Here is a 19,477-nt window from a genome sequence, read left to right as displayed (position 1 = left end):
GCTCAGTGGATGTCGTGGGTCTGTAGCCACAGTTCCAGCAGGCCGAGCTGCCACAGCTTGTTGCTGCCGGCCGCCGCCTCGGCCCGGTCCGGCTCGGCGAGCAGGCGAGCCACGTACCCGGGTCGGAACAACCCTCGCTCCCGGGCCACCGGGGCCTGCAACGACTCGGCGACCAGCGCGCGCACCGGCCCGTCCACGTTGCGCAGCGCCGGCACCGGGAAGTAGCCCTTCGGCCGGTCGATCACCTCGGCCGGCAGCACCTCCCGGGCCACCTCCTTGAGGACGCCCTTGCCGCCGTGGGTGACCTTGTGCTCCGGCGGGCAGTGCGCGGCGACGGTGACCAGGTCCTGGTCGAGGAACGGAGTGCGCACCTCCAATCCCCACGCCATGCTCATGCTGTCCACGCGCTTGACCGGGTCGTCGGGCAGCATCAGGTGGGTGTCCAGGCGCAGCACCGCGTCCAGCGCGGTCTGCGCCCCGGGCGCGCCGAGGTGTTCGGCGAGCAGGTCCCGGCTGGCGTCGTGGTCCAGCGTGTACTCCGGGCCGACGATGGTGCGCAGCTCGTCGTGTTCCCGGTCGAAGAACGCCGCGGCGAACGTCTCGGCGGCGCCGTGCCGGGGCACGTCGACCAACGGCTGGTGGTAGCCGTAACCGGCGAACACCTCGTCCGCGCCCTGCCCGGACTGGGCCACCTTCACGTGCTGCGCCACCTGTTGTGAGAGCAGGTGAAAGGCGACGACGTCGTGGCTGCCCATCGGTTCGGTCATGGCCCGTACGGCATTGCGGACGGCGGGGGCCAGGTCGTCGTCGGCGAGCCGGATCCGCTGGTGGTCGGTGTCGTACGCGCGGGCCACCAGGTCGGAGTAGTGGAACTCGTCGCCGGCCTCGTCGCCCCGGCTGTCGAAGCCGATGCTGAACGTGCGCAGGTGCTCCTGACCGGCCTCGGCGAGCAGCGCCACGATGAGGCTGGAGTCCAGACCACCGGAGAGCAGCACACCGACCGGGACGTCGGCCACGAGCCGGCGGCGTACGGCCGTGCGCAGCGCGTCCCCGACGGCGGCCCGCCAGTCGGCGGCGTCCATGCCGGCGTCGGCGGGCTCCCGCACGTAGTCGGGCTGCCAGTACACCTGTTCCCGGCTGCGCCCGTCGGCCTCCACGACCCGCAGGGTGGCCGGTGGCAACTTGCGGACGCCGCGCAGCACGGTCCTCGGCGCGGGCACGATGGAGTGCCAGGACAGGTAGTGGTGCAGAGCGACCGGGTCGATGCCGGTGTCGACGTCCCCGGCCGCCAGCAGCGCGGGCAGGGTGGAGGCGAAGCGGAGCCGTCCGGGAGTCTCGGCGAGGTAGAGCGGTTTGATGCCGAGCCGGTCCCGGGCCAGGACGAGCCGTCGCCGCACCCGGTCGACGAGACCGATCGCGAACATGCCGACCAGGTGGTCGACGAAGCGTTCACCCCAATGGGCGTACGCCACCAGGATCACCTCGGTGTCGCTGGTGGACCGGAAGGCGTACCCGGCGTTCTGCAGCTCCTCGCGCAGCTCCGGATAGTTGTAGACGCAGCCGTTGAAGACCAGGGCGAGGCCCAGGTCGTCGCGCGCCATCGGCTGGCCGCCGGCCTCGGACAGGTCGATGATGGTCAACCGCCGGTGTCCGAGGGTCACCCAGTCATCGGTCAGCAGGCCCTCGTCGTCGGGGCCCCGGGAGCGCATCGCCTCGGTCATCCGGATGACCGCCGTGGCGTCGGGTCGCCGGCCGTCGAAGCGTGCCTCCCCGCTGATCCCACACATCAGGCGCGGTGGTGCTGGTTCAGGGCGGACATGGCCTCTCCTGTCAGGTCTCCCCGACTGGTGGTGGCGGGGCCCCTCGGAAAACGGGGCCCGCTGGCTACCCGCGCAGCGGACGGGCAAACCCGCTGCTGCTTCCGCGGCCCTAGCCCCGCAGGGTGCGCAGGATGCGGGTCAGCTCGGCCCGGTCGGTGTCCGGGAGGTGGCCGAAGAAGCGGTCCGCCTCGGCGCGGCGGGCGGCCCGGATGGCGGCGCTGACCCGGGTGCCCTCGGCGGTCAGCGCGACCAGGGTGGCCCGGCGGTCGGCGGGATCGGGCCGCCGCTCGACGAGCCCTCGGGCCTGAAGGTCGTCGACGACCTCGGTCGCCGAGCGGGGCGCGATGCGCAGGTGCTCGGCAAGGGTGCCGGGGCGTACCTCGCCGTGGCGGCCGAGCACGCCGAGCGCCCGGGCCTGGCCGGGGGTGACGTCCCACGGGGCCAGTGACTCGCGGGTCTGCCGGCGCAGGCGGGACGCGACCGCCCAGAACGTCTCGGCCAGGCTCTCGTCGCCGTTGTCGGCGGTGTCCTCGGTCACCGGAATACGGTAGCAGCCGATGCTGTTGTTCCCTCATGTTGAGGTAACCTCAGCATATCTCTCCGGAAGGAGTTCCCCTTGGAACCCACCCCGACGGGCCGCGACCGCGGCCACCGCACCGTCAGCGCCGAGGAGAAGGAGCAGGCCCGCCAGGTCTCCCTGCGCCGCATCGGCCGCCTCTTCACCCCCCACCGACCCGCCATGGTCGTCGTCACCGCGATCATCGCGCTCTCCTCGATCGTCTCGATGGCGAGCCCGTTCCTGCTCCGTACCGTCATCGACCGGGCCCTCCCGCAGGGTGACGTGACCCTGCTGGTCTGGCTGGTCCTCGGCATGGTCGGCGTCGCCGCCGTGACCGCCGCGCTCGGCGTCGTCCAGACCTGGATCTCCACCCAGGTCGGCCAGCGGGTCATGCACCGGCTGCGCACCGACGTCTTCAGCCACCTTCAGCGTCAGTCGCTGGGCTTCTTCACCCGCACCCGCACGGGCGAGGTGCAGTCCCGGATCACCAACGACATCGGCGGCATGCAGTCGGTGGTCACGTCCACCGCCACCGCCGTCGCGGCCAACCTCACCACCGTGGTCGCCACCGCCGTCGCGATGGTCGCGCTCTCCTGGCAGCTCTCCCTGGTCTCGCTGGTGGTGCTGCCGCCGGCCATCTGGCTGACCCGCCGGGTCGCCCGGATGCGCCGCGAGATCACCGCCCAGCGTCAACGCGAACTCGCCGACCTCAACGTCACCGTTGAGGAGGGGTTGTCGGTCAGCGGCGTCCAGCTCGCCAAGACCCTGGGCACCGGTCCCGCCCTCATCGAGCGGTTCACCACGTCCTCGGCCCGACTCGTCGACCTGGAACTGCGCAGCGAGCTCGCCGGACGCTGGCGGATGGCCTCGATGAGCATCATCTTCGCCGCCGTACCGGCCGTCATCTACCTCGCCGCCGGCCTGCCCGGCACCGCCGGAACGCTGAGCATCGGCACCCTGGTCGCCTTCACCGCCCTCCAGGGCGGCCTGTTCCGGCCCCTGATGGGCCTGCTCAACGTGGGCGTGTCGCTGACCGCGTCGCTGGCCCTGTTCGCCCGCATCTTCGAATACCTCGACCTGCCGGTCGACGTGGCCGACCCGGCGGACCCGGTCCGCCTCGACCCGGCCCGGGTCCGGGGTCACCTGCGCCTCGAGGACGTCACCTTCGGCTACCCGGGCAGCGACACCGCCGCCCTCGCCGGCATCACCCTCGACGTGCCCGCCGGCACCAGCCTCGCCCTCGTCGGCGAGACCGGCTCCGGCAAGAGCACCCTCGCGGGCCTGGTCAGCCGCCTGCACGACCCGACCGCCGGTCGCGTCACCATCGACGGCGTCGACCTGCGCGACCTGCGCCTGGCCGACCTGGCCGCGATCGTCGGCGTGGTCAGTCAGGAGACGTACCTGCTGCACACCACCGTCCGCGAGAACCTGCGCTACGCCCGGCCGGACGCCACCGACGCCGAGATCGAGGCCGCCGCCCGCGCCGCCCAGATCCACGACCTCATCGCCGCGCTCCCCGACGGGTACGACACGATGGTCGGCTCCCGTGGGCACCGGTTCTCCGGCGGCGAGAAACAACGGCTCGCCATCGCCCGTACGCTGCTACGCGACCCGCGCATCCTGGTGCTAGACGAGGCGACAAGCGCGCTGGACACCGAGACCGAACGAGCGGTGCAGAGGGCGTTCGACGTCCTCGCCCAGGGACGTACGACCATCACCATCGCCCACCGCCTCTCCACGGTCCGCGACGCCGACCAGATCGCGTTGCTCGACCACGGCCGCATCGTCGAATCGGGCGACCACGACAGCCTGCTCAACCGCCAGGGCCGCTACGCCGCCCTGGCGGCCTGAACTCTTGCTTCCTTGATCGTCGCGCCTCGCTCGACAGGCCCCTCTTGATCGTTGGCTGCTGGGCAATACGACACGCCGGGCGAGGTGCTGCTGAGCAGCCACCGATCGAGGCGTAGCAGACCTCGGGCGCCGGTGGGGGCTTTCTACAGTGGGTGCGCTGTCCACAGTGGCTGGGGTGGCTGCCTGCGGATCTCGGTCCGTGGCGTGAACTGCGACCCGCCGTGCTGTCTGAACAGGACGCATGGTGCGGGTGGCTCGGTTTGCCCGGTGCTGGCAGCCTCGGGGCGTGGGCATGCTTCTGACGCAGCTTCCGGCGCTCCTCGGCGTGCTGATCGGCACGCTGGGCACTATCCTCGCCACTTCGCTCGCCGACCGCGCGCGTTGGCGACGCAGCCAGGGCGTGCGCTGGGACGAACGACGTCTCGACGCGTACGTCGAGTTCGCGCACGCCCTCAAGGAGAGCCAAGCGGTGGCGTTACGGATGACGGCCCACCTGCGGCCCGGCTCGCACAGCCACCCCATTGACCGGGAGGAGGGCCTGGTTCGGCTCGCCGAGTCGGACGCGCGACGCACCATCGTGTGGGAGAACCTGCTGCTTCTCGGCGACGAGCCGACAGTGCTGGCCGCCGCCGACTGGCGGGACGCGATCCGGCAGTTGGAGCGGCTGGCCCGGGGGATCGTCGACGTCACGGAAGACATCTCGGCGGATCTGGACGCCGTCAACGAGGCCCGGGACGCCTACTATCGGGCGGCCCGGCGGAGCCTCGGCGTCCGGGGTGGCTCGGTGGAGCAGTCCGCAGCCCTGCGTCAGGCGCTCGCGAGCCGGACACCGGTGCCAGAATGATCACCGATGACGGATGACGAATCGCGTAGGCGAATCAACCCGCACCTGCTCACCTGGCCGGAGGTCGATCCCGCGCGGCATCCGTTCGACCCGGATGACGTGCTGGACCTGGTGCGTAGCGTCGCACCTCCGGTGCCACCACGGCCCCGCTGGGCGGGGTTCACGCTCGTCGGCCGCGCCGACGCCGAGCGGTGGCGGGAGTCGATGAGTCACGCCCTCGTCGACCATTACGGCCGCTGGGCCAGCGGCTGGTGTTGGGCCGTGGGCGAGAGCGATTATGACGGTGGGCCGGTCTACTCGTGGTGCTGCATCTCCCACTCCATCGCATCGCCGGAAGAGACCCTGACCGCGGTCGCCGACTCGCTGGGTGAGTGGCGAGCCTGGCTGGAGACCGTGGCTGCCCGGTTCGACGACTTCCTGCCGTTGCCCGGTCCGGATGAGGCGCCCGACGTTCTCATCATGGCGTGGGAGGTGGCGGTCGCCCAGCTCGTCAATCTGACGGTGGGTCGCACGAGTAGCGACAGCGGCTGGTACGGCCACTGCAAGCAAGTCCTCTCGTGGTTTCTCGTCGCTGCCGGTGTGCCCGAGGACCGCCATGTGCCTCTGATCGAGCATGCCATCGGCGGACGGTTCCGGAGCTGGGTGCGGCCGTCCGCGGCTGACGTGAACGATGTCGCGGAGCGTCTCGCCCGGCGACTCGTCGGCGAATCCCTGGTCGATTCGCCTCCGTCGGTCGTGCACCGCGACGACGAATGGCCCGACACGTGGCCGCAGGATTGGCCGTCATCGCGCACCACCACCCGGGGGTCTCGGTCGAGGCAGCAGCGCCGTCCCGAGGGCAGACGCCCGGACGACCTGGAGACGTGGCAGGCTATTCGCGCCCGGGTCGACTGGGCCAGCGCATCCGAGCCCGTGTCCGGTCCCGTCGCCACCGGCGAGGACGCGATCGCCGAGCACGCGGCCCGTCGCGCGGCGGACGGCCCGCCGTTGATCGCCGCTGTCGATCAGGCACGGCAGGCTGCGGCAGAGGGCGGGCCGCTCACCTTCGCCCTGCTCGCGCATTGGCAGGGCACACTGCTCGGTGTGCCGACGCCCGCGTTCCGCGACGGCCCGGCGTGGGCCAAGGGCGGGCGGGAACGCTACTACTGGCACGCCGACCTTCCCGCCCAGTTCAAGGCGTACCTCCTCGCGGCGACGGAGGACGACCTCCCGCTACCCTCCCGAGCCGCGCGGGTCTACCTCGACGTGGCGTTCTTCCACCCGTTCGACGACGGCAACGCGCGCTCGGCCATGCTGGCGCTCTACTACGTGCTCGCCCGGGAGGGGGTGGTCCTCGACCGCGCCGCGCCGCTGCTGAGGACCGTGCGGCAGGCGCATGACAGGTACGGCGCCGCCGGGCTCGCGAAACTCGTGGAACTGCTGATCCGGGATACGCGGAAACGGATGCGCTGAGTGCCGGGTTCGCCTGCGCTGGCTGCCGTACTCCACGGGTCGGTGGCGCGGCAACGTGGCCGGGCGTCGGAACCGCCCCCACCACTCTGCCAACTGTTACCTGCAACTCCCCAAAGCCGGCGCTTGCGACATGTGCGGTAGACGCCGCCGGACCCGCATGCTGGCAATACACCGCAATCGTGTCCAGGTGGCGGTCCTCCTTCCCTGCCGGCGGGCTCTAGGATCTCTGGAATGCAGGAGGGCCGGTGGACGACGATCACGCCGTCGCAGTTTGCGCACGAGCGGGAGGCGCTGGCGCACGTCCAGGCGCTACTACCGGACAGCGAGCCCTACCGAGCCTGGTCGAATTTCACTTTCACCGCCCAGACCGGGCATCCCTACGAGGTTGACCTGTTGGTCGCCGCGCCGGGCGGCCTCTACCTCATCGAGATCAAAAGTCTGAACGGCCAGCTCCGGTCTAGCGGCTCCAACTGGATCCTCCAGGGCCCGAACGGCACCCGCACCTTCGACAACCCTCTGCACCTCGCGGATGGCAAGGCGAAGAAGCTCAAGTCGTTGCTGCAGGTAGCCGCTTCCCGGCGAAAAGGTCAGCAGGTCCGCGTTCCGTTCGTGCAGGCGGCGGTGTTCCTGTCCAAGCCGGGCCTGCGGGTGGAGCTGTCGGAGCATCACCTGCACGGCATTCTCGGGCCGGTTCCGGCCCCGGGGCATGAGCCGGGGCCACTACCGACGATCAAATCCCTGCTCGAGCGACCTCCGCAGGATGAACGCCAGCGGGTCACCAAGGAGGTATCGGCGGCACTGCCCGACCTGCTCGCCGCGGTGGGCATCGCGCGGAGCCGTCGGCACTATCAGGTTGGCGCCTGGGAGCTGGAACCTCGCCCATTCGATGTCGGCCCCACCTGGCAGGACCACCAGGCGCGCCACCGTGATCTAGAGCGCGAACGTCGCCGGGTGCGTATCTACCTGGTCGAGCGTAACGCCGTGCAGACCGAACGGGCCAGCATCGAACGCGCCGCCAAGCGCGAGATGCTCGCCTTGCACGGGATCAACCACCCGGGCATCGTGCAGGTCGACTCGATGGAGTCGCACGAGGCCGGCCCGGCGCTCATCTTCCGGTACGACCCCCGCTCCGTGCGACTGGACCACTACATGGCCCAGTACGGCGAGCGCCTCGACTCCCTGAGCCGGCTCGCCATGATCCGTCAGCTCGCCGACACGGTGGCGTACGCGCACCGTCGGCGACTACACCACCGGGCCCTGTCCGCCCGCAGTGTGCTGGTTAACCCCGGCCCGAAGCGGCGGGGCGGCAACGAGGACGAAGCCTGGCTGATTCCCCAACTACAGATCAGTGACTGGCAGGCGGCGACCCGGAGCGCGGACAGCGCCGGCGGCAGCAGCGGTGATCCGGTGAGCCTCTCCTCGCACGCTTCGGCGCACATCGAGCGGTCCGCCGAGGCGTACCTCGCTCCGGAGCTGACCGCGCCGACGCCCGACGCGGTGGCGATGGACGTCTTCGGCCTCGGCGCGCTGGCGTACCTGATCCTGACCGGTCAACCACCTGCCGCAAAGCGCCCGGAGCTGTTGGCCCGGCTGGCCCGGGACAACGGCCTGCGGGCAGCCGCGGTCGCCGACGGCATCAGCGAGTTCGCCGACGAGTTGATCCAGGCCGCCACCGCACCGGTCCCGGCACAGCGGCTCACCACGGTCGCCGACTTCGTCGAGATGCTGCAGGGCGTCGAGGACGAGCTGACCACCCCACCCGCCGAGTCGGTGCACCCGCCCGAGCCGGAGCCCGAGCAGCCGGACCCGTTGGAGGCGCGCGGCGGCGACCGGGTCGGCGAATGGAAGATCGTCCGCCGCCTCGGCACCGGTTCGACCTGCCGAGCGTTCCTCGGCTTCAACGAGCGCACCCGCCGGGAAGAGGTGCTCAAGGTCGGGCTCTCCGACGAGAAGGGCGCCCGGCTGGCCCACGAGGCCCGGGTGCTGGGCCCGCTCACCGACTCGCGGGTGATCCGGCTGGCGCGGCCCGAGCCGCTGGAGCTCGGCAAGCGCACCGTCGTGGTCCTGGAACACGCCGGCGACCACACCCTCGCGCGCAAGCTGCGCGACGACGGTCGGCTCACGGTCGACGAGCTGGAGACGTACAGCGACTACCTGTTCGGCGCCCTCGACTACCTGGAGGGTGAGGGGGTCTACCACCGCGACATCAAGCCGGACAACATCGCCATCCGGATCCGACCCAACCGGACCCGGCAACTGGTGCTGTTCGACTTCTCCCTCGCCGGCGTCTCGGTGAAGGAGATCAGCGCCGGCACCCCACGCTACCTGGACCCGTTCCTCGGCACCGCCAACCGCCCGGTCTACGACAAGCACGCCGAGTGGTACGCGCTAGCGGTCACCCTGCACGAGATGGCCTCAGGCGAACTGCCGGTCTGGGGTGACGGCGGCACCGAGCCTCAGCTCACCGACGGTCCGCCGATGTTGGCCGCGGAGGCGTTCGACCCGGCGATCCGCGACGGCCTGGTGGAGTTCTTCCAGCGCGCGCTGCACCGCGACCACCGTCGACGGCACGCGTCACTCAAGGATCTGCGCGACGCGTGGCAGGACGTCTTCCGGCGCTCGGATGCGAGTACCCCGGTCGGCAGCGATCACCCCGAGGTGGACGAGCCGGACGAGCAGGTTGCCGCAACGGCACGCGACGATGCCGCCGGCAAGGCGAACAGGGCCACCGCGCTGGAGGCAGCCGGCCTCACTCCGCGGGCCGTCTCCGCCGCCCACCGGCTGGAAGCCACCACCGTCGGCGAGCTGCTCGCGGTCGCCAACAAGCTCGCCCACCTGCCCGGCCTGGGCGCGAAGACTCGCCAGGAGCTGCAACGCAGGGTCAAGGAGTGGCGTCAGCGTCTGGGGGAGCGGGAAACACTGCCCACCACGCCCGCCGCGCGCAAGGCGGCGAGCGAGGAGGTGGCCACCGAGTCCACCGCCGGTCGCGGCGACACCGATCTGGTACGCGTCGGCCTGGACGCCATCGCCACGCTGCTCGTGCCGGCGAAGAACGGACGCAACGCCACCGAGATCGAAGGCACCCGCCTACTGCTGCACCTGCCCGACGAGTTGGGGGCGCTGCCGGCGTTGCAGCTCTGGCCGCAGCAGCCGCAGGTGGCCACCGCCCTGGGCGTCACCGCGGGTCGTGTGGCGCAGATCCTCGGCAAGCAGCGCAAGCGCTGGCTCGACATCCCCGTGGTCGGCAGCGTGCGTACTCAGATCATCGAGCTGTTGCACGACGGCGGCCGGGTGATGGGTGTCGCCGAGTTGGCGGCGGCGCTGCTGAGCAGTCGCGGCTCGGTGCGTACCGGGGACGAGCTGCGTCTCGCGGTGGCCGTCGCGGCGGTCCGCGCCGCGGTGGAGGTCGACGCGCTCGCCGACGAGCCTCGCCTGCTGCTGCGTCGGCACGCCCGTGCCGACATCGACGGCAAGCCGCACCCGCGCGGCGACCGGCTCCTCGTGGCTCTGGAGGTCAGCGACGATGACGCTCCCGACACCCCGGCCGCGCCGGCCCTGCTCGACTACGCCGACGCGCTCGGCAAGGCTGCCGACAAGCTCGCCGCGAGTGAAGTGTTGCCCAGCCCGGCGACGGTTCTGCGTACCCTCGCGGCGGTGACCGCGCCCGGCGGTGCGGCCGAGGCGTTCGACGAGCGGCGACGGGTGTTGCTCGCCGCGGTTGCCTCGGAGCGGGCCGCCGCCACCGCGCGGCTGGAGATCTATCCGCGCGACCTCGACCCGGTGCGCGCGCTGCGGCTGGCCCAGGCCGGTGTGGTGCCGCCGACCGTCGCCGCCGACGGTCGACGGGGGCTGACCCCGACGCACGTGGCGGACCGGGTGACGGCGCGCTTCCCGGAGCTGGACCCGCTGCCGGGTCACCCCAAACTGGACCGGCTGCTCGCCGAGGCGGGCTTCGAACTGCGCTGGGACCGGGACCGCTATGTCCCACCGCCGCCCCGCACGGCCTCGTCATCGGTGTCGATCATTCAGCGGCGTCCGTCGACGCCAACCCCGCCAAGCCGGTGGACGGCGGACTCGCCCGAACTGGCGGCGGCGATGCGAGCCGAGGAACGGCTCTCCGGGGCGCGGTCCGCCGGAGGGTTCCGCGCGCTGACGGTACGCCTCAACCGGTACCACCTGGCCCGGGAGGAACTGGCCCGGCGCTTCGACGCCCGACCGGTCAACGTGGCGGCGGCCTTCCTGGGTCACCTGCGCGCCCTGGTCGACGCCCGCCCGAAGCCGACGTGGGAGACCGTGCTCGGCGCGGACATCGCCAAGGAAGGATCGCGGCCGGCAATCAAGTTGGGGGAGTACGTCGAGCAGGCGTGGCAACTGACGATGCCCTCGCTGCGCGCCGCGCTGTCTGCCACGGACGGGCCGGTGCTGCTGCACGACGCGGCGTTGCTGGCCCGGTACCGGGCGATGGAGCGGCTGCACGAGCTGGCCGATGCGGCGCGCGGTGGGGCGGGGGACGTGTGGCTGCTATGCCCGATGGAGGACCCGGCGCTACTACCGAAGTTGGACGGCTCGGTGGTCCGGGTGGGCGACAACGAGTGGATCGCCCTACCGGACGCCTGGGTCGTCAACGCTCACCGCAGCGCAGTCATCGCTTGACGGACCAGCCTCTGCGGCACTTCGGGGCACTCACTACTCACGATAAAGTGATCAAGAATTCTCTCCTCAATCCATCAGTCATCGGAGTAGCTGGGAAGCGTGGCTCCTGCTGTCCGGAATGGTGCACCCCGATCGTCGACGATTAGCTGCTCAGTCTTCCCGTCACTGATGACAGTCGCCACAAGGCGCCATTCGACCAAGAAGCCGCGCCGAACTCTCGCCAAGAGGTTGAAGGTGTCCTGAGTGCCCGGCCCCAATTTCCATCGCGGCACTTCCTTGATAGCGCCTCCATAATCAGAGATGAATCCAATTTTGGGGGTCGGGCTATCCAGATCTATCTGCAAACCTTGTTCTTTATCTGGATCAGCGCCTCCAGTAGTGCATTCGGCGATAAAACCTACAGACAGGGGAGTTTTCTTGACGATCTCGACGTGAAGGTCCGCAATCGTCACCTCCGCTGACCGATTGCTGGCGAGAGTCATTTCAGCCCATGTCTCGCCTGCGTCGGCGCCGTCGTGTTGCCAAGCCCAAGCCCTCCGTTCTTTACACGACACCGGAGGTGGGGGCGGTACGCTGGATCGCTCGTGCGGAATTACGTAGTTGAAAGACTCGTCAAAGATGCCGCCGAAGAAAACGTTGGGTCGGGCCTCCACGCGCATCACCGGGATGACCGGAGGGCCAGGCGTAGGTGACGGTGTGGCTACAGATGTTGGATCGACAAGAGGTGTCAAACGAAGCAACACAAGCGTCGGTACAGTTCCGACGACGACGCCGACGAAGATGGCGGTGCCTTGTGCGGCAGCCCACGACTTCATCCGTCGCCAGGGCGAGCGCGCAGCAGTCGCAGTGGCTGCCAAAGGCATCTCGGTAGCCGGCCGGGCCTGCCCGCCCCGCCGCTGCTTCTTTCGCCCAGTCAAGCCCACCCTCACATCTTTCGAGACGGCCCTTATTCGACGTAGTCCGTTCCGTTCCAATAATAATAAGCGTGGGTGACGTCACCTTCGGCGCAGTTTGGATCGCAGTCATTCGTCGCCTTGTCGACCTGATACGTGCGCTCAACCTGAATGAGCTTCGCACCGTAAAAGCGAGCGTTGTACTCGCCCGGATCGGGGAGCGTGCCAAAATCATCAATACCGTCATCGATGGCGCGAAGAATGATGACGCCTGACTCGCCCCCAGGGTCGTAGGTCAGGAATACGTTGCCCGAGGAGTCCGTCGGTGGATCGGCGTAATCGAGGCTGTACCAGTCGCCTAGCGGCTTCCTCCATTGCAATTCCCCGCCCGAATTGACAGCCACGATCGCAAATTGGCGATCTTCTCCCTCCTCTCCCCAATCAACAACTCCTAGGAAAGTTCGTCCCCACGTCGGGTGGTTCACGAGCAGCAGCCCGTCAAGGTTGCACTCGCTGAGGCAGGCCCCGGAGATCATGAGTTCTGTTTCGCTGGGTATGGTCAGGATCTCACTGCTCGCGAGCGCACCCGCCGAGCGTCCAGCCTCATTCTCGACGCCAGCGCCCATATCTTTTTCTGCGGTTTTGAAAATACGCCAATATCCACCAACCAGATAGGCGCCGGAAGCGCTGATCACAGCGGCTAGAAGCATTACTATCCAGCGATTTGGGTGACGCGATCTAGTAAGGCTGGAGGTTCTTGCGGCCTTGTCTTCTTCTGCCAAGATCCCTCCGCTCACCGATTGGTTGTGGATGGTTCTGGTCAAGGCGAGTTGCGAACGGTATCAAATTGCTCTGCGGTGACGTGTCGGCTACCCGACAGAGCGACGCCAGATATAGCAGTGTTCGCGGCTGCTGTTCTGTAGTCAGACGCCTGAACCACCGCCTGGTCTCAGTGTCCTTGCAAAATGATCACGACTGGCAGCGAACAGATCGCCAGAGAGATCAAGAAGGGTCTTGCCTGGCACGGCTGGTGCAGCATGCTGGTGGCGCTGATCCAAGTGATCGAGAAGGTCAACAAAGCCATCGGCCTGGTCGCCGACGTCGCCAAGCAGGCATTCAAGAAGGCGCAGTTGAAGGATGCGGTCGTCGACAAGGTGTGGTCGGGACTGAAGCGGGTGCTGGACGCCCACTTCCCCCTCCTGGGCGCGGATACCGTGCGCGTTCTCCGGATGCTGGTCGTGTTCGCCTGTCCGTCGGTCGAACGGCACCGGGACGTCTACTAGCACGCACTCGTGCCGCTCATGGGCGACGCCAAAGGGCTCGTCGCGGAGGAGGTCAAAGCTCAGGTTGCCACCCTGTTCACCGCCTGGTGGCGACGAAAGCGCCCAGCGACCGCCCAGTGACACGCGATACCGAGGAGCACATCGGAGGCACCGCTCAGCGGACGCACCGCTGCCGGCGCCCCGACGCTCTCCGAGCCGGTGCAACGGGTGTGGCAGCAGGGCGAAGGCCGGCGAGCTGGACGAAGACTTCTCTCTTGTCGGTCGCTTCGCCTCGGCGGCTGATGACGTAGCCGGTCAACCAGACCCAGCCCTGGTAGGTCAGCTCGTCGGACACCGAGACGACGCGGAGAGTCAGCGCGCGATTCCCGGCGAACTGCACCGACGCTCGGCCGTCGATCGCGAGCAGGTCGCCGGGGGAGGGGCGCGCGGTCACCAGTGGCCGGAGTTGGGCTGGTCATGCGGTGGCTGGCACTCGCGTGCGTGCATCGCCTGCCAGTCGCGCAGCGCCCGCCGAATGCGGTCGTTCTCCTGGCTGAGCAGCCGTACCGTCTCGTTGAGCAAGGCCATCTCGTCGGCCACCCGAGCCTGGAACTCGCGTACCTCATCGAGGTCGACGCCGCGCCGGCGCGCGGCGAACTCGCGGGTCCGCACCTCGTAGGGCGTCAACCGGGCCGGGTAGCCAGCCGATTGGGGTTGACCACTTCGATACACCTGAGCCACGACGATCCTCTCTGGGGGCAGGCGGGAGCGCGGAAGGTCCCGGTGGTGTGTCTGGAAGGGCGGGCCGTCCGCGCGGGGGCCGCGGGCGACCCGCCCGCTCCGCCCCCGCAGCCCTATTCGGCGGTACGGCGGCAGAGCAGTTCGTGGGGTCGGGACGGGCACATGCACCCGCCCCGACCGAGGGGATGAGCCGAACTCGTTGCCACGCGAGGATCGGCTCAGGACCAACATATCTAGACATGCTAGTTGAGTCAACGCTGCTTGTTAGGCGCGTCGCGGTGTGATCAAATCGGATTGCCACGCGAGGAGTGCCATGCGAGAAGTGCCGGATTACTGGCGCATCGCCGATGATGTGATCGCCGACGTCAGGTCAAGGAAGCTCAAGCCGGGGGAGAAGCTGCCCTCGATCGCCGAACTGCGTTCCCGCTACGACGTCAGCCACGGAACCGCGCAGATGGCCTATGCCCGGTTGGAGGCGCTGCGGGTGATCCGGCGACAGCAGGGCAAGGGTGTCTTCGTGACCGACCCGAAGACCTGGATGCGGGAGCCGTAGGTAGCGGGCCGGCTACCGATCTGAGCCTTTTGGGTACCCCCGTCTCATCGACGGGACGACTAGAGTCGGCGCGTGATCGACCGGAAGCTGCTCTTGTCCGACCTGCAGAAGCAGGTCAAGAACCTGGAAAAAGACCTGCGGGAGCAGGCCGAGTCGGTCGAGGAGGTGCGCCTCCGGCTGCGTGGTGAGTACGACCACGCCTTCAGGGTCGGACGCACCGCCGCCACCTGGACAGCCTGGCGGGATGAGCGCGTCACCCAGGCCGCCGTCGCCTGGGTGCTCGGCACGGTCTTCGTACGCTTCTGCGAGGACAACGGCCTCCTGCCGGACCCCTATCTGGCTGGCCCGGGGGACCGCCTGGTGCTCGCCGAGGAGGCCGAGGCGCAGTTCTTCCGGGAGCGGCCCGACAAGACCCTCCGCGACTGGCTGCACCAGAGCTACGACGCCATCGCCAGCACCCAGGCCGGCAAGTCGCTCTTCGACAAGCGGCACAATCCGCTCTACCAGATCCCGCTGTCACACGACGAGGCCAAGAATCTGATCGCCTTCTGGCGTCGGCGCGGCGAGTCCGGCAACCTGGTCCACGACTTCACCGACCCCGAGTGGGACACCCGCTTCCTCGGCGACCTCTACCAAGATCTCTCCGAGGCTGCCCGCAAGACCTACGCGCTGCTGCAGACTCCGGAGTTCGTCGAGGAGTTCATCCTCGACCTGACGCTCACCCCGGCGATCGCCGAGTTCGGCCACGACGTCGTCAAGATGATCGACCCGACCTGCGGCTCGGGCCACTTCGTCCTCGGCGCCTTCCACCGCCTGCTCAAGGAATGGGAGCAACACGCCCCCAACCGCGACCCCCACGAGCGAGTACGTCTCGCCCTCGACGCGGTGCACGGCGTCGACATCAACCCCTTCGCGGTAGCCATTGCTCGTTTCCGACTCCTCGTCGCCGCCCTGCGCGCCTGCAGCGTCAAGACTCTCGCCGACACGGCCGGCTTCGTCTTCCCGATGCACCTCGCAGTCGGCGATTCGCTGATCAAGCGCCGGCAGGCCATGCTCTTCGGCGAAGACCCAATGACGGAGTTCGCCTACGCGACCGAGGACGTGCAGGAGTATGCCGGCATCCTCGGCCCCGGCAACTACCACGTCGTCGTGGGCAACCCGCCCTACATCACGGTCAAAGACAAGGGCCTCAACGAGGCCTACCGCAGCATGTATGACGCCTGTTCCGGCAAGTACGCCCTGTCCGTCCCATTCGCGCAGCGCTTCTTCCAGCTCGCCAAGCCTGGCGACGGGGACGGCAAGGGCGCCGGGCACGTGGGGCAGATCACGGCGAACTCGTTCATGAAGCGCGAGTTCGGCAAGAGGATGATTGAGAAGCTGTTCGCCGTCGAGGTGAACCTGACCCACGTCATCGACACCTCCGGGGCCTACATACCTGGCCACGGCACTCCGACCGTAGTCTTGGTTGGTCGCAACACCAACCGAGGTCGAGCGGGAACGATCCGCACTGTGATGGGCATCCGAGGCGAGCCCAGTGCGCCAGCAAACCAGGGTCAAGGCTTTGTTTGGCAGGCCATAGTTAGCCAGGTAGACCGGCCGGGTTCAGAGAGTGAGTGGATCAGCGCCAGTGATCTCCCGCGGACGCAGTTGGCAAGCCATCCTTGGAGCTTGAGCGGCGGCGGCGCGGGAGATCTCCTTGCAATGCTAGAGGCCACGCCAGGCAGACTCTCCGCTATCGCAGACTCAGTGGGCATCACGTCGGTCACAGGCGAGGACGACCTATTCATGCTCCCAATGAATGGAGCCCGGAGTAGGGTTCGCGTGAATGAGACCCGCCCGCTCGTGACCGGTGACGTGATCCGCGACTATGTGCTGGCTGTCGATGCAGAGGCTGTCTGGGTTTACGACGACGAACTGCGCCCACTCCCGCTTGAGGAGCAAGCGGCTAATGCCAGGTACCTTAAGCCCTACCGCACTGCTATTTCAGGCCGAAAGCGATTCGGCGTGCCGATGCTTCAGCGGGGCATGGTCTGGTGGGAATGGCAAGAGGTCTACCCGAGCAAGCTTAAGAGGCCACTGTCGATCGCCTTCGCATTTGTGTCAACGCACAACCACTTCGTCCTCGATCGAGGTGGAAAGGTCTTTAAACAGACTGCGCCAGTGATCAAACTGGCTGTCCAGGTGTCAGAAGATGGGCACATGGAACTCGTCGGGCTTCTGAATAGTTCGACCGGGTGCTTCTGGCTTAAGCGAGTTAGCTTCGATCGGGGTAATGGAGGGATCGGAGGTGGAATCGCTAGCGAGGATTGGGAGCGGTTTTACGAGTTCGCCGGCACGAAGCTGCAAGACTTTCCGCTGCCGTCCGCGTACCCCCTCGAATTGAGCCGGGAGATCGACGGCCTGGCGCAGCGCCTCGCCACCGTGACCCCGGCGGCGGTCGCGGCCTCCGGCGTTCCCACCCGAGACCGGCTGGACGCTGCCGCCTACGAGTGGCACGCCATACGAGGCCAGATGATCTCGTTGCAGGAGGAGTTGGACTGGCAGGTCTACTCGCTCTACGGGCTGTTGGACGAGGATCTGACCTCGCCGGAGAGCGTCCGACCGCCGATGCTCAGCCTCGGGCAGCGGGCGTTCGAGATCGTGCTCGCGCGCAAGATGGCCGCCGGTGAGGCGGAGACGCAGTGGTTTGAGCGACACAAGTCGACGCCGATCACCGAGCTGCCGGCGCACTGGTCGGACGAGTACAAGGCGGTTGTGGAGCGGCGGATCGCAGTCATCGAGGGCAACCGCAACATCGGGTTGATCGAGCGGCCGGAGTGCAAGCGGCGGTGGGCCAGCGAGGGCTGGGACGCGATGCAGGCGAAGGCGCTGCGCGATTGGCTGCTGGACCAGTGTGAGGCGCGTGAGCTGTGGTACCAGCATGTCGACGGCCTGGAGCAGCCGCGTCCACTGACCACCGCGCAACTCGCCGACGAGCTGCGCCGCGACGACGAGGTGCTCACCGTCGCCAACCTCTACGCGCCCGGCAAGGATCTCGGCAAGGTGATCGCCGACCTGGTCGCCGACGAGCACGTGCCGCACCTGGCTGCGCTGCGCTACAAGGACAGCGGCCTGGTCAAGCGGGCCGACTGGGAGCAGGTGTGGGACCTGCAGCGGCAGGAGGATGCGCTGCCTGACGAGGCGGCCAAGCGGGAGTTTCGCAAGAGCATCCCGGTGCCACCGAAGTACACGTCGGCGGACTTCCTCAAGAGCAGCTACTGGAAGCATCGCGGCAAGCTCGACGTACCCAAGGAGCGGTTTGTCTCGTACCCCGGCGTCAGCCGCGACGGCGACCCGTCGCTGCTGGTCGGCTGGGCCGGTTGGGACCACCGCGAGCAGGCCCAGGCCCTGGCCACCCTCATCGTGGCCCGCGAGCAGGAGGATGGCTGGGCCGACGACCGGCTGTTGCCGCTGGTCGCGGGGTTGCGCGAGGTTCTTCCCTGGGTACGCCAGTGGCACGGCGAGTTTGACCCCGAGTGGGGTGCGTCGCCGGCGGACATCTACGAAGGCTTCCTCGCTGAGACCACCAACCGGCTACACCTCACGGACGAGGCACTGGCGTCGTGGCGTCCCGCCAAAGCCACCCGCGGTCGTAAGGCCAAGGTATGACGACCGAGTCGGCGGCGACCGGCCTCTGGTCGGCGGGTGACGTCGAGGAGCTGACCGGGATGCTGGCGGCCCGCCGGTCCCGGCTCTGGCAGGTGACCCGGCCGGCCGACCTCGCGGCCTGGGTGTTCGCCGACCCGCAGCCCGCGCCGCTGGACCCGCCGCCGGCCGCCCTGGACGGTGGCTGGGCTGACGGACTGGACGAGCGGCAGCGCGCGGTGTGGGCTTTGGCCGGATGGGTGGCCCGGATGGGCGTGCCCGAGGCGGCGTCGACCGCCGGCACGCACTGGCTGCTGTCGCGGGTCAACGACGGCCACGGTCCGCTGCTGCGGTTGACCGTCGGATTGCTGGAAACCCTCGGCGTGTACGAGTCCGGCGAGGAGGTGTGGTTGCGGGTTGCCGGAGCGCCGATCGTCCTTGCCATGGAGGCCGGGGCGGCGGACCTGGAGGAGTGGGGCCGGCGCCGTATCGACGTGGTGCAGGACCGAACGAAGACCCTCGCCGAGGAGAAGCTGCTCCTCACCTGCCCCGATATCGACACGGCGCTGTGGCTGCTGCGACAGCCGCCGGTGATGTCCGCCGCCCGGATGCTCAACGCCTGGGTGGCGGCCGGCCCGTTCCCGTTCGAGAGCCGCTACCGGCCCGAGATCGCCGCGCGTGCGTGGCAGGCCGCCGAGACCATGATCGAGGACGTGACACCCGCTGGCGTCCGAGGGCATCGTGGCTTCGACCGGGAGTACGCGGGGTCGGCCGCTCCGGTCGACCTGCCGGCGCAACGGTTGTTCGACGGGGACGCCTACCGCGCCGGGGTGAGCGAGCACGACCGGCTGTGCCGGGCAGTGATCGACCACCTCGGCGCCGACGGCATCCCGGTCGGTGCGGGACTGCACGGCGTACCGGTGGATCTGGCGTGGCGGGACGTCGACGGGCGGCAGTTCGTCGCCGAGGTGAAGAGCGCGGTCGAGGGCAACGAGTCGGAGCAGCTGCGACTGGGCCTCGGTCAGGTCCTCGAATACCGTCACCGCCTCGCGACGCGCGGAGTCATTGCGACGCCCGTGCTGGTCGTGTCGAGATGCACGGACGAGGCGTGGTTCGACATCTGCAACGAGAACCAGGTCGTCCTGCTCCAGGGCGAGGCAATCGCGGATTGGAAGGCCAGGCTGCGATCGGCGGCTTGAGGATTCGGTTGGTGTCGGTACGTCGC

13 protein-coding genes are annotated in these 19,477 nt (G+C 68.7%); 8 read left to right on the top strand and 5 right to left on the bottom strand.

Translation table 11 applies throughout. The features are described from left to right. Positions 1–2: 2 nt before the first annotated feature. Both ACQPZK_RS16490 and ACQPZK_RS16485 read right to left on the bottom strand, forming a co-directional pair. The gene (locus tag ACQPZK_RS16490; RefSeq protein ID WP_433533801.1) at positions 3–1,787 is read right to left on the bottom strand and encodes an N-acetylglutaminylglutamine amidotransferase; all 1,785 of its coding nucleotides are present in this window, start codon (positions 1,785–1,787) and stop codon (positions 3–5) included. 142 nt (positions 1,788–1,929) lie between these two features. Further along, on the bottom strand, positions 1,930–2,358 hold the full coding sequence (locus ACQPZK_RS16485) for a MarR family winged helix-turn-helix transcriptional regulator (protein WP_433533800.1): 429 nt from the start codon (positions 2,356–2,358) through the stop codon (positions 1,930–1,932). Between the two features lie 78 nt (positions 2,359–2,436). Here ACQPZK_RS16485 and ACQPZK_RS16480 point away from each other — a divergent pair, with 78 nt between their 5' ends. The 4 genes from ACQPZK_RS16480 (at position 2,437) to pglW (ending at position 11,179) form a co-directional block, all read left to right on the top strand. Further along, positions 2,437–4,230, top strand: a complete 1,794-nt coding sequence (locus tag ACQPZK_RS16480; protein WP_433533799.1) for an ABC transporter ATP-binding protein — start codon at positions 2,437–2,439, stop codon at positions 4,228–4,230. 292 nt (positions 4,231–4,522) lie between these two features. Then, positions 4,523–5,074: a hypothetical protein gene (locus ACQPZK_RS16475; RefSeq protein ID WP_433539233.1), complete on the top strand. Its 552-nt coding sequence runs from the start codon at positions 4,523–4,525 to the stop codon at positions 5,072–5,074. Between the two features lie 6 nt (positions 5,075–5,080). Beyond that, entirely contained in the window at positions 5,081–6,526 is a 1,446-nt protein-coding gene (locus ACQPZK_RS16470; protein WP_433533798.1) for a Fic family protein, read from the top strand. Positions 6,527–6,757: 231 nt separating this feature from the next. After that, complete coding sequence (gene pglW / locus ACQPZK_RS16465; protein WP_433533797.1) at positions 6,758–11,179, top strand: BREX system serine/threonine kinase PglW; 4,422 nt, start codon at positions 6,758–6,760, stop codon at positions 11,177–11,179. A gap of 74 nt (positions 11,180–11,253) precedes the next feature. Here pglW and ACQPZK_RS16460 read toward each other — a convergent pair whose 3' ends face one another. Next, positions 11,254–11,841 carry a hypothetical protein gene (locus tag ACQPZK_RS16460; RefSeq protein WP_433533796.1) on the bottom strand — a complete coding sequence of 196 codons (588 nt, stop codon included), beginning with the start codon at positions 11,839–11,841 and terminating at the stop codon, positions 11,254–11,256. 284 nt (positions 11,842–12,125) lie between these two features. Then, entirely contained in the window at positions 12,126–12,854 is a 729-nt protein-coding gene (locus tag ACQPZK_RS16455) for a hypothetical protein (protein ID WP_433533795.1), read from the bottom strand. Between the two features lie 183 nt (positions 12,855–13,037). Between ACQPZK_RS16455 and ACQPZK_RS16450 the strand changes: the two genes are divergently transcribed. After that, the gene (locus ACQPZK_RS16450) at positions 13,038–13,355 is read left to right on the top strand and encodes a hypothetical protein (RefSeq protein ID WP_433533794.1); all 318 of its coding nucleotides are present in this window, start codon (positions 13,038–13,040) and stop codon (positions 13,353–13,355) included. A gap of 429 nt (positions 13,356–13,784) precedes the next feature. On the opposite strand, the gene ACQPZK_RS16445 is transcribed toward ACQPZK_RS16450, so the two are convergent. After that, a complete protein-coding gene (locus ACQPZK_RS16445; RefSeq protein WP_433533793.1) occupies positions 13,785–14,021 on the bottom strand; it encodes a DivIVA domain-containing protein in 237 nt (78 codons plus the stop codon). A 367-nt stretch (positions 14,022–14,388) separates the two neighbouring features. Between ACQPZK_RS16445 and ACQPZK_RS16440 the strand changes: the two genes are divergently transcribed. From ACQPZK_RS16440 to ACQPZK_RS16430, 3 genes are all read left to right on the top strand, one after another. Beyond that, positions 14,389–14,628 (top strand): winged helix-turn-helix domain-containing protein, encoded by a 240-nt coding sequence (locus ACQPZK_RS16440; RefSeq protein WP_433533792.1) that lies wholly within the window; start codon positions 14,389–14,391, stop codon positions 14,626–14,628. Positions 14,629–14,700: 72 nt separating this feature from the next. Further along, complete coding sequence (pglX, locus tag ACQPZK_RS16435; RefSeq protein ID WP_433533791.1) at positions 14,701–18,276, top strand: BREX-2 system adenine-specific DNA-methyltransferase PglX; 3,576 nt, start codon at positions 14,701–14,703, stop codon at positions 18,274–18,276. Then, positions 18,273–19,451, top strand: a complete 1,179-nt coding sequence (locus ACQPZK_RS16430) for a hypothetical protein (RefSeq protein ID WP_433533790.1) — start codon at positions 18,273–18,275, stop codon at positions 19,449–19,451. Before pglX ends, ACQPZK_RS16430 begins: the two co-directional genes overlap by 4 nt. Positions 19,452–19,477 lie beyond the last annotated feature (26 nt).

This window comes from Micromonospora sp. CA-249363 (assembly GCF_050950185.1).
Lineage (GTDB): Bacteria > Actinomycetota > Actinomycetes > Mycobacteriales > Micromonosporaceae > Micromonospora.
This window is presented reverse-complemented; position numbering and strand designations above follow the sequence as displayed.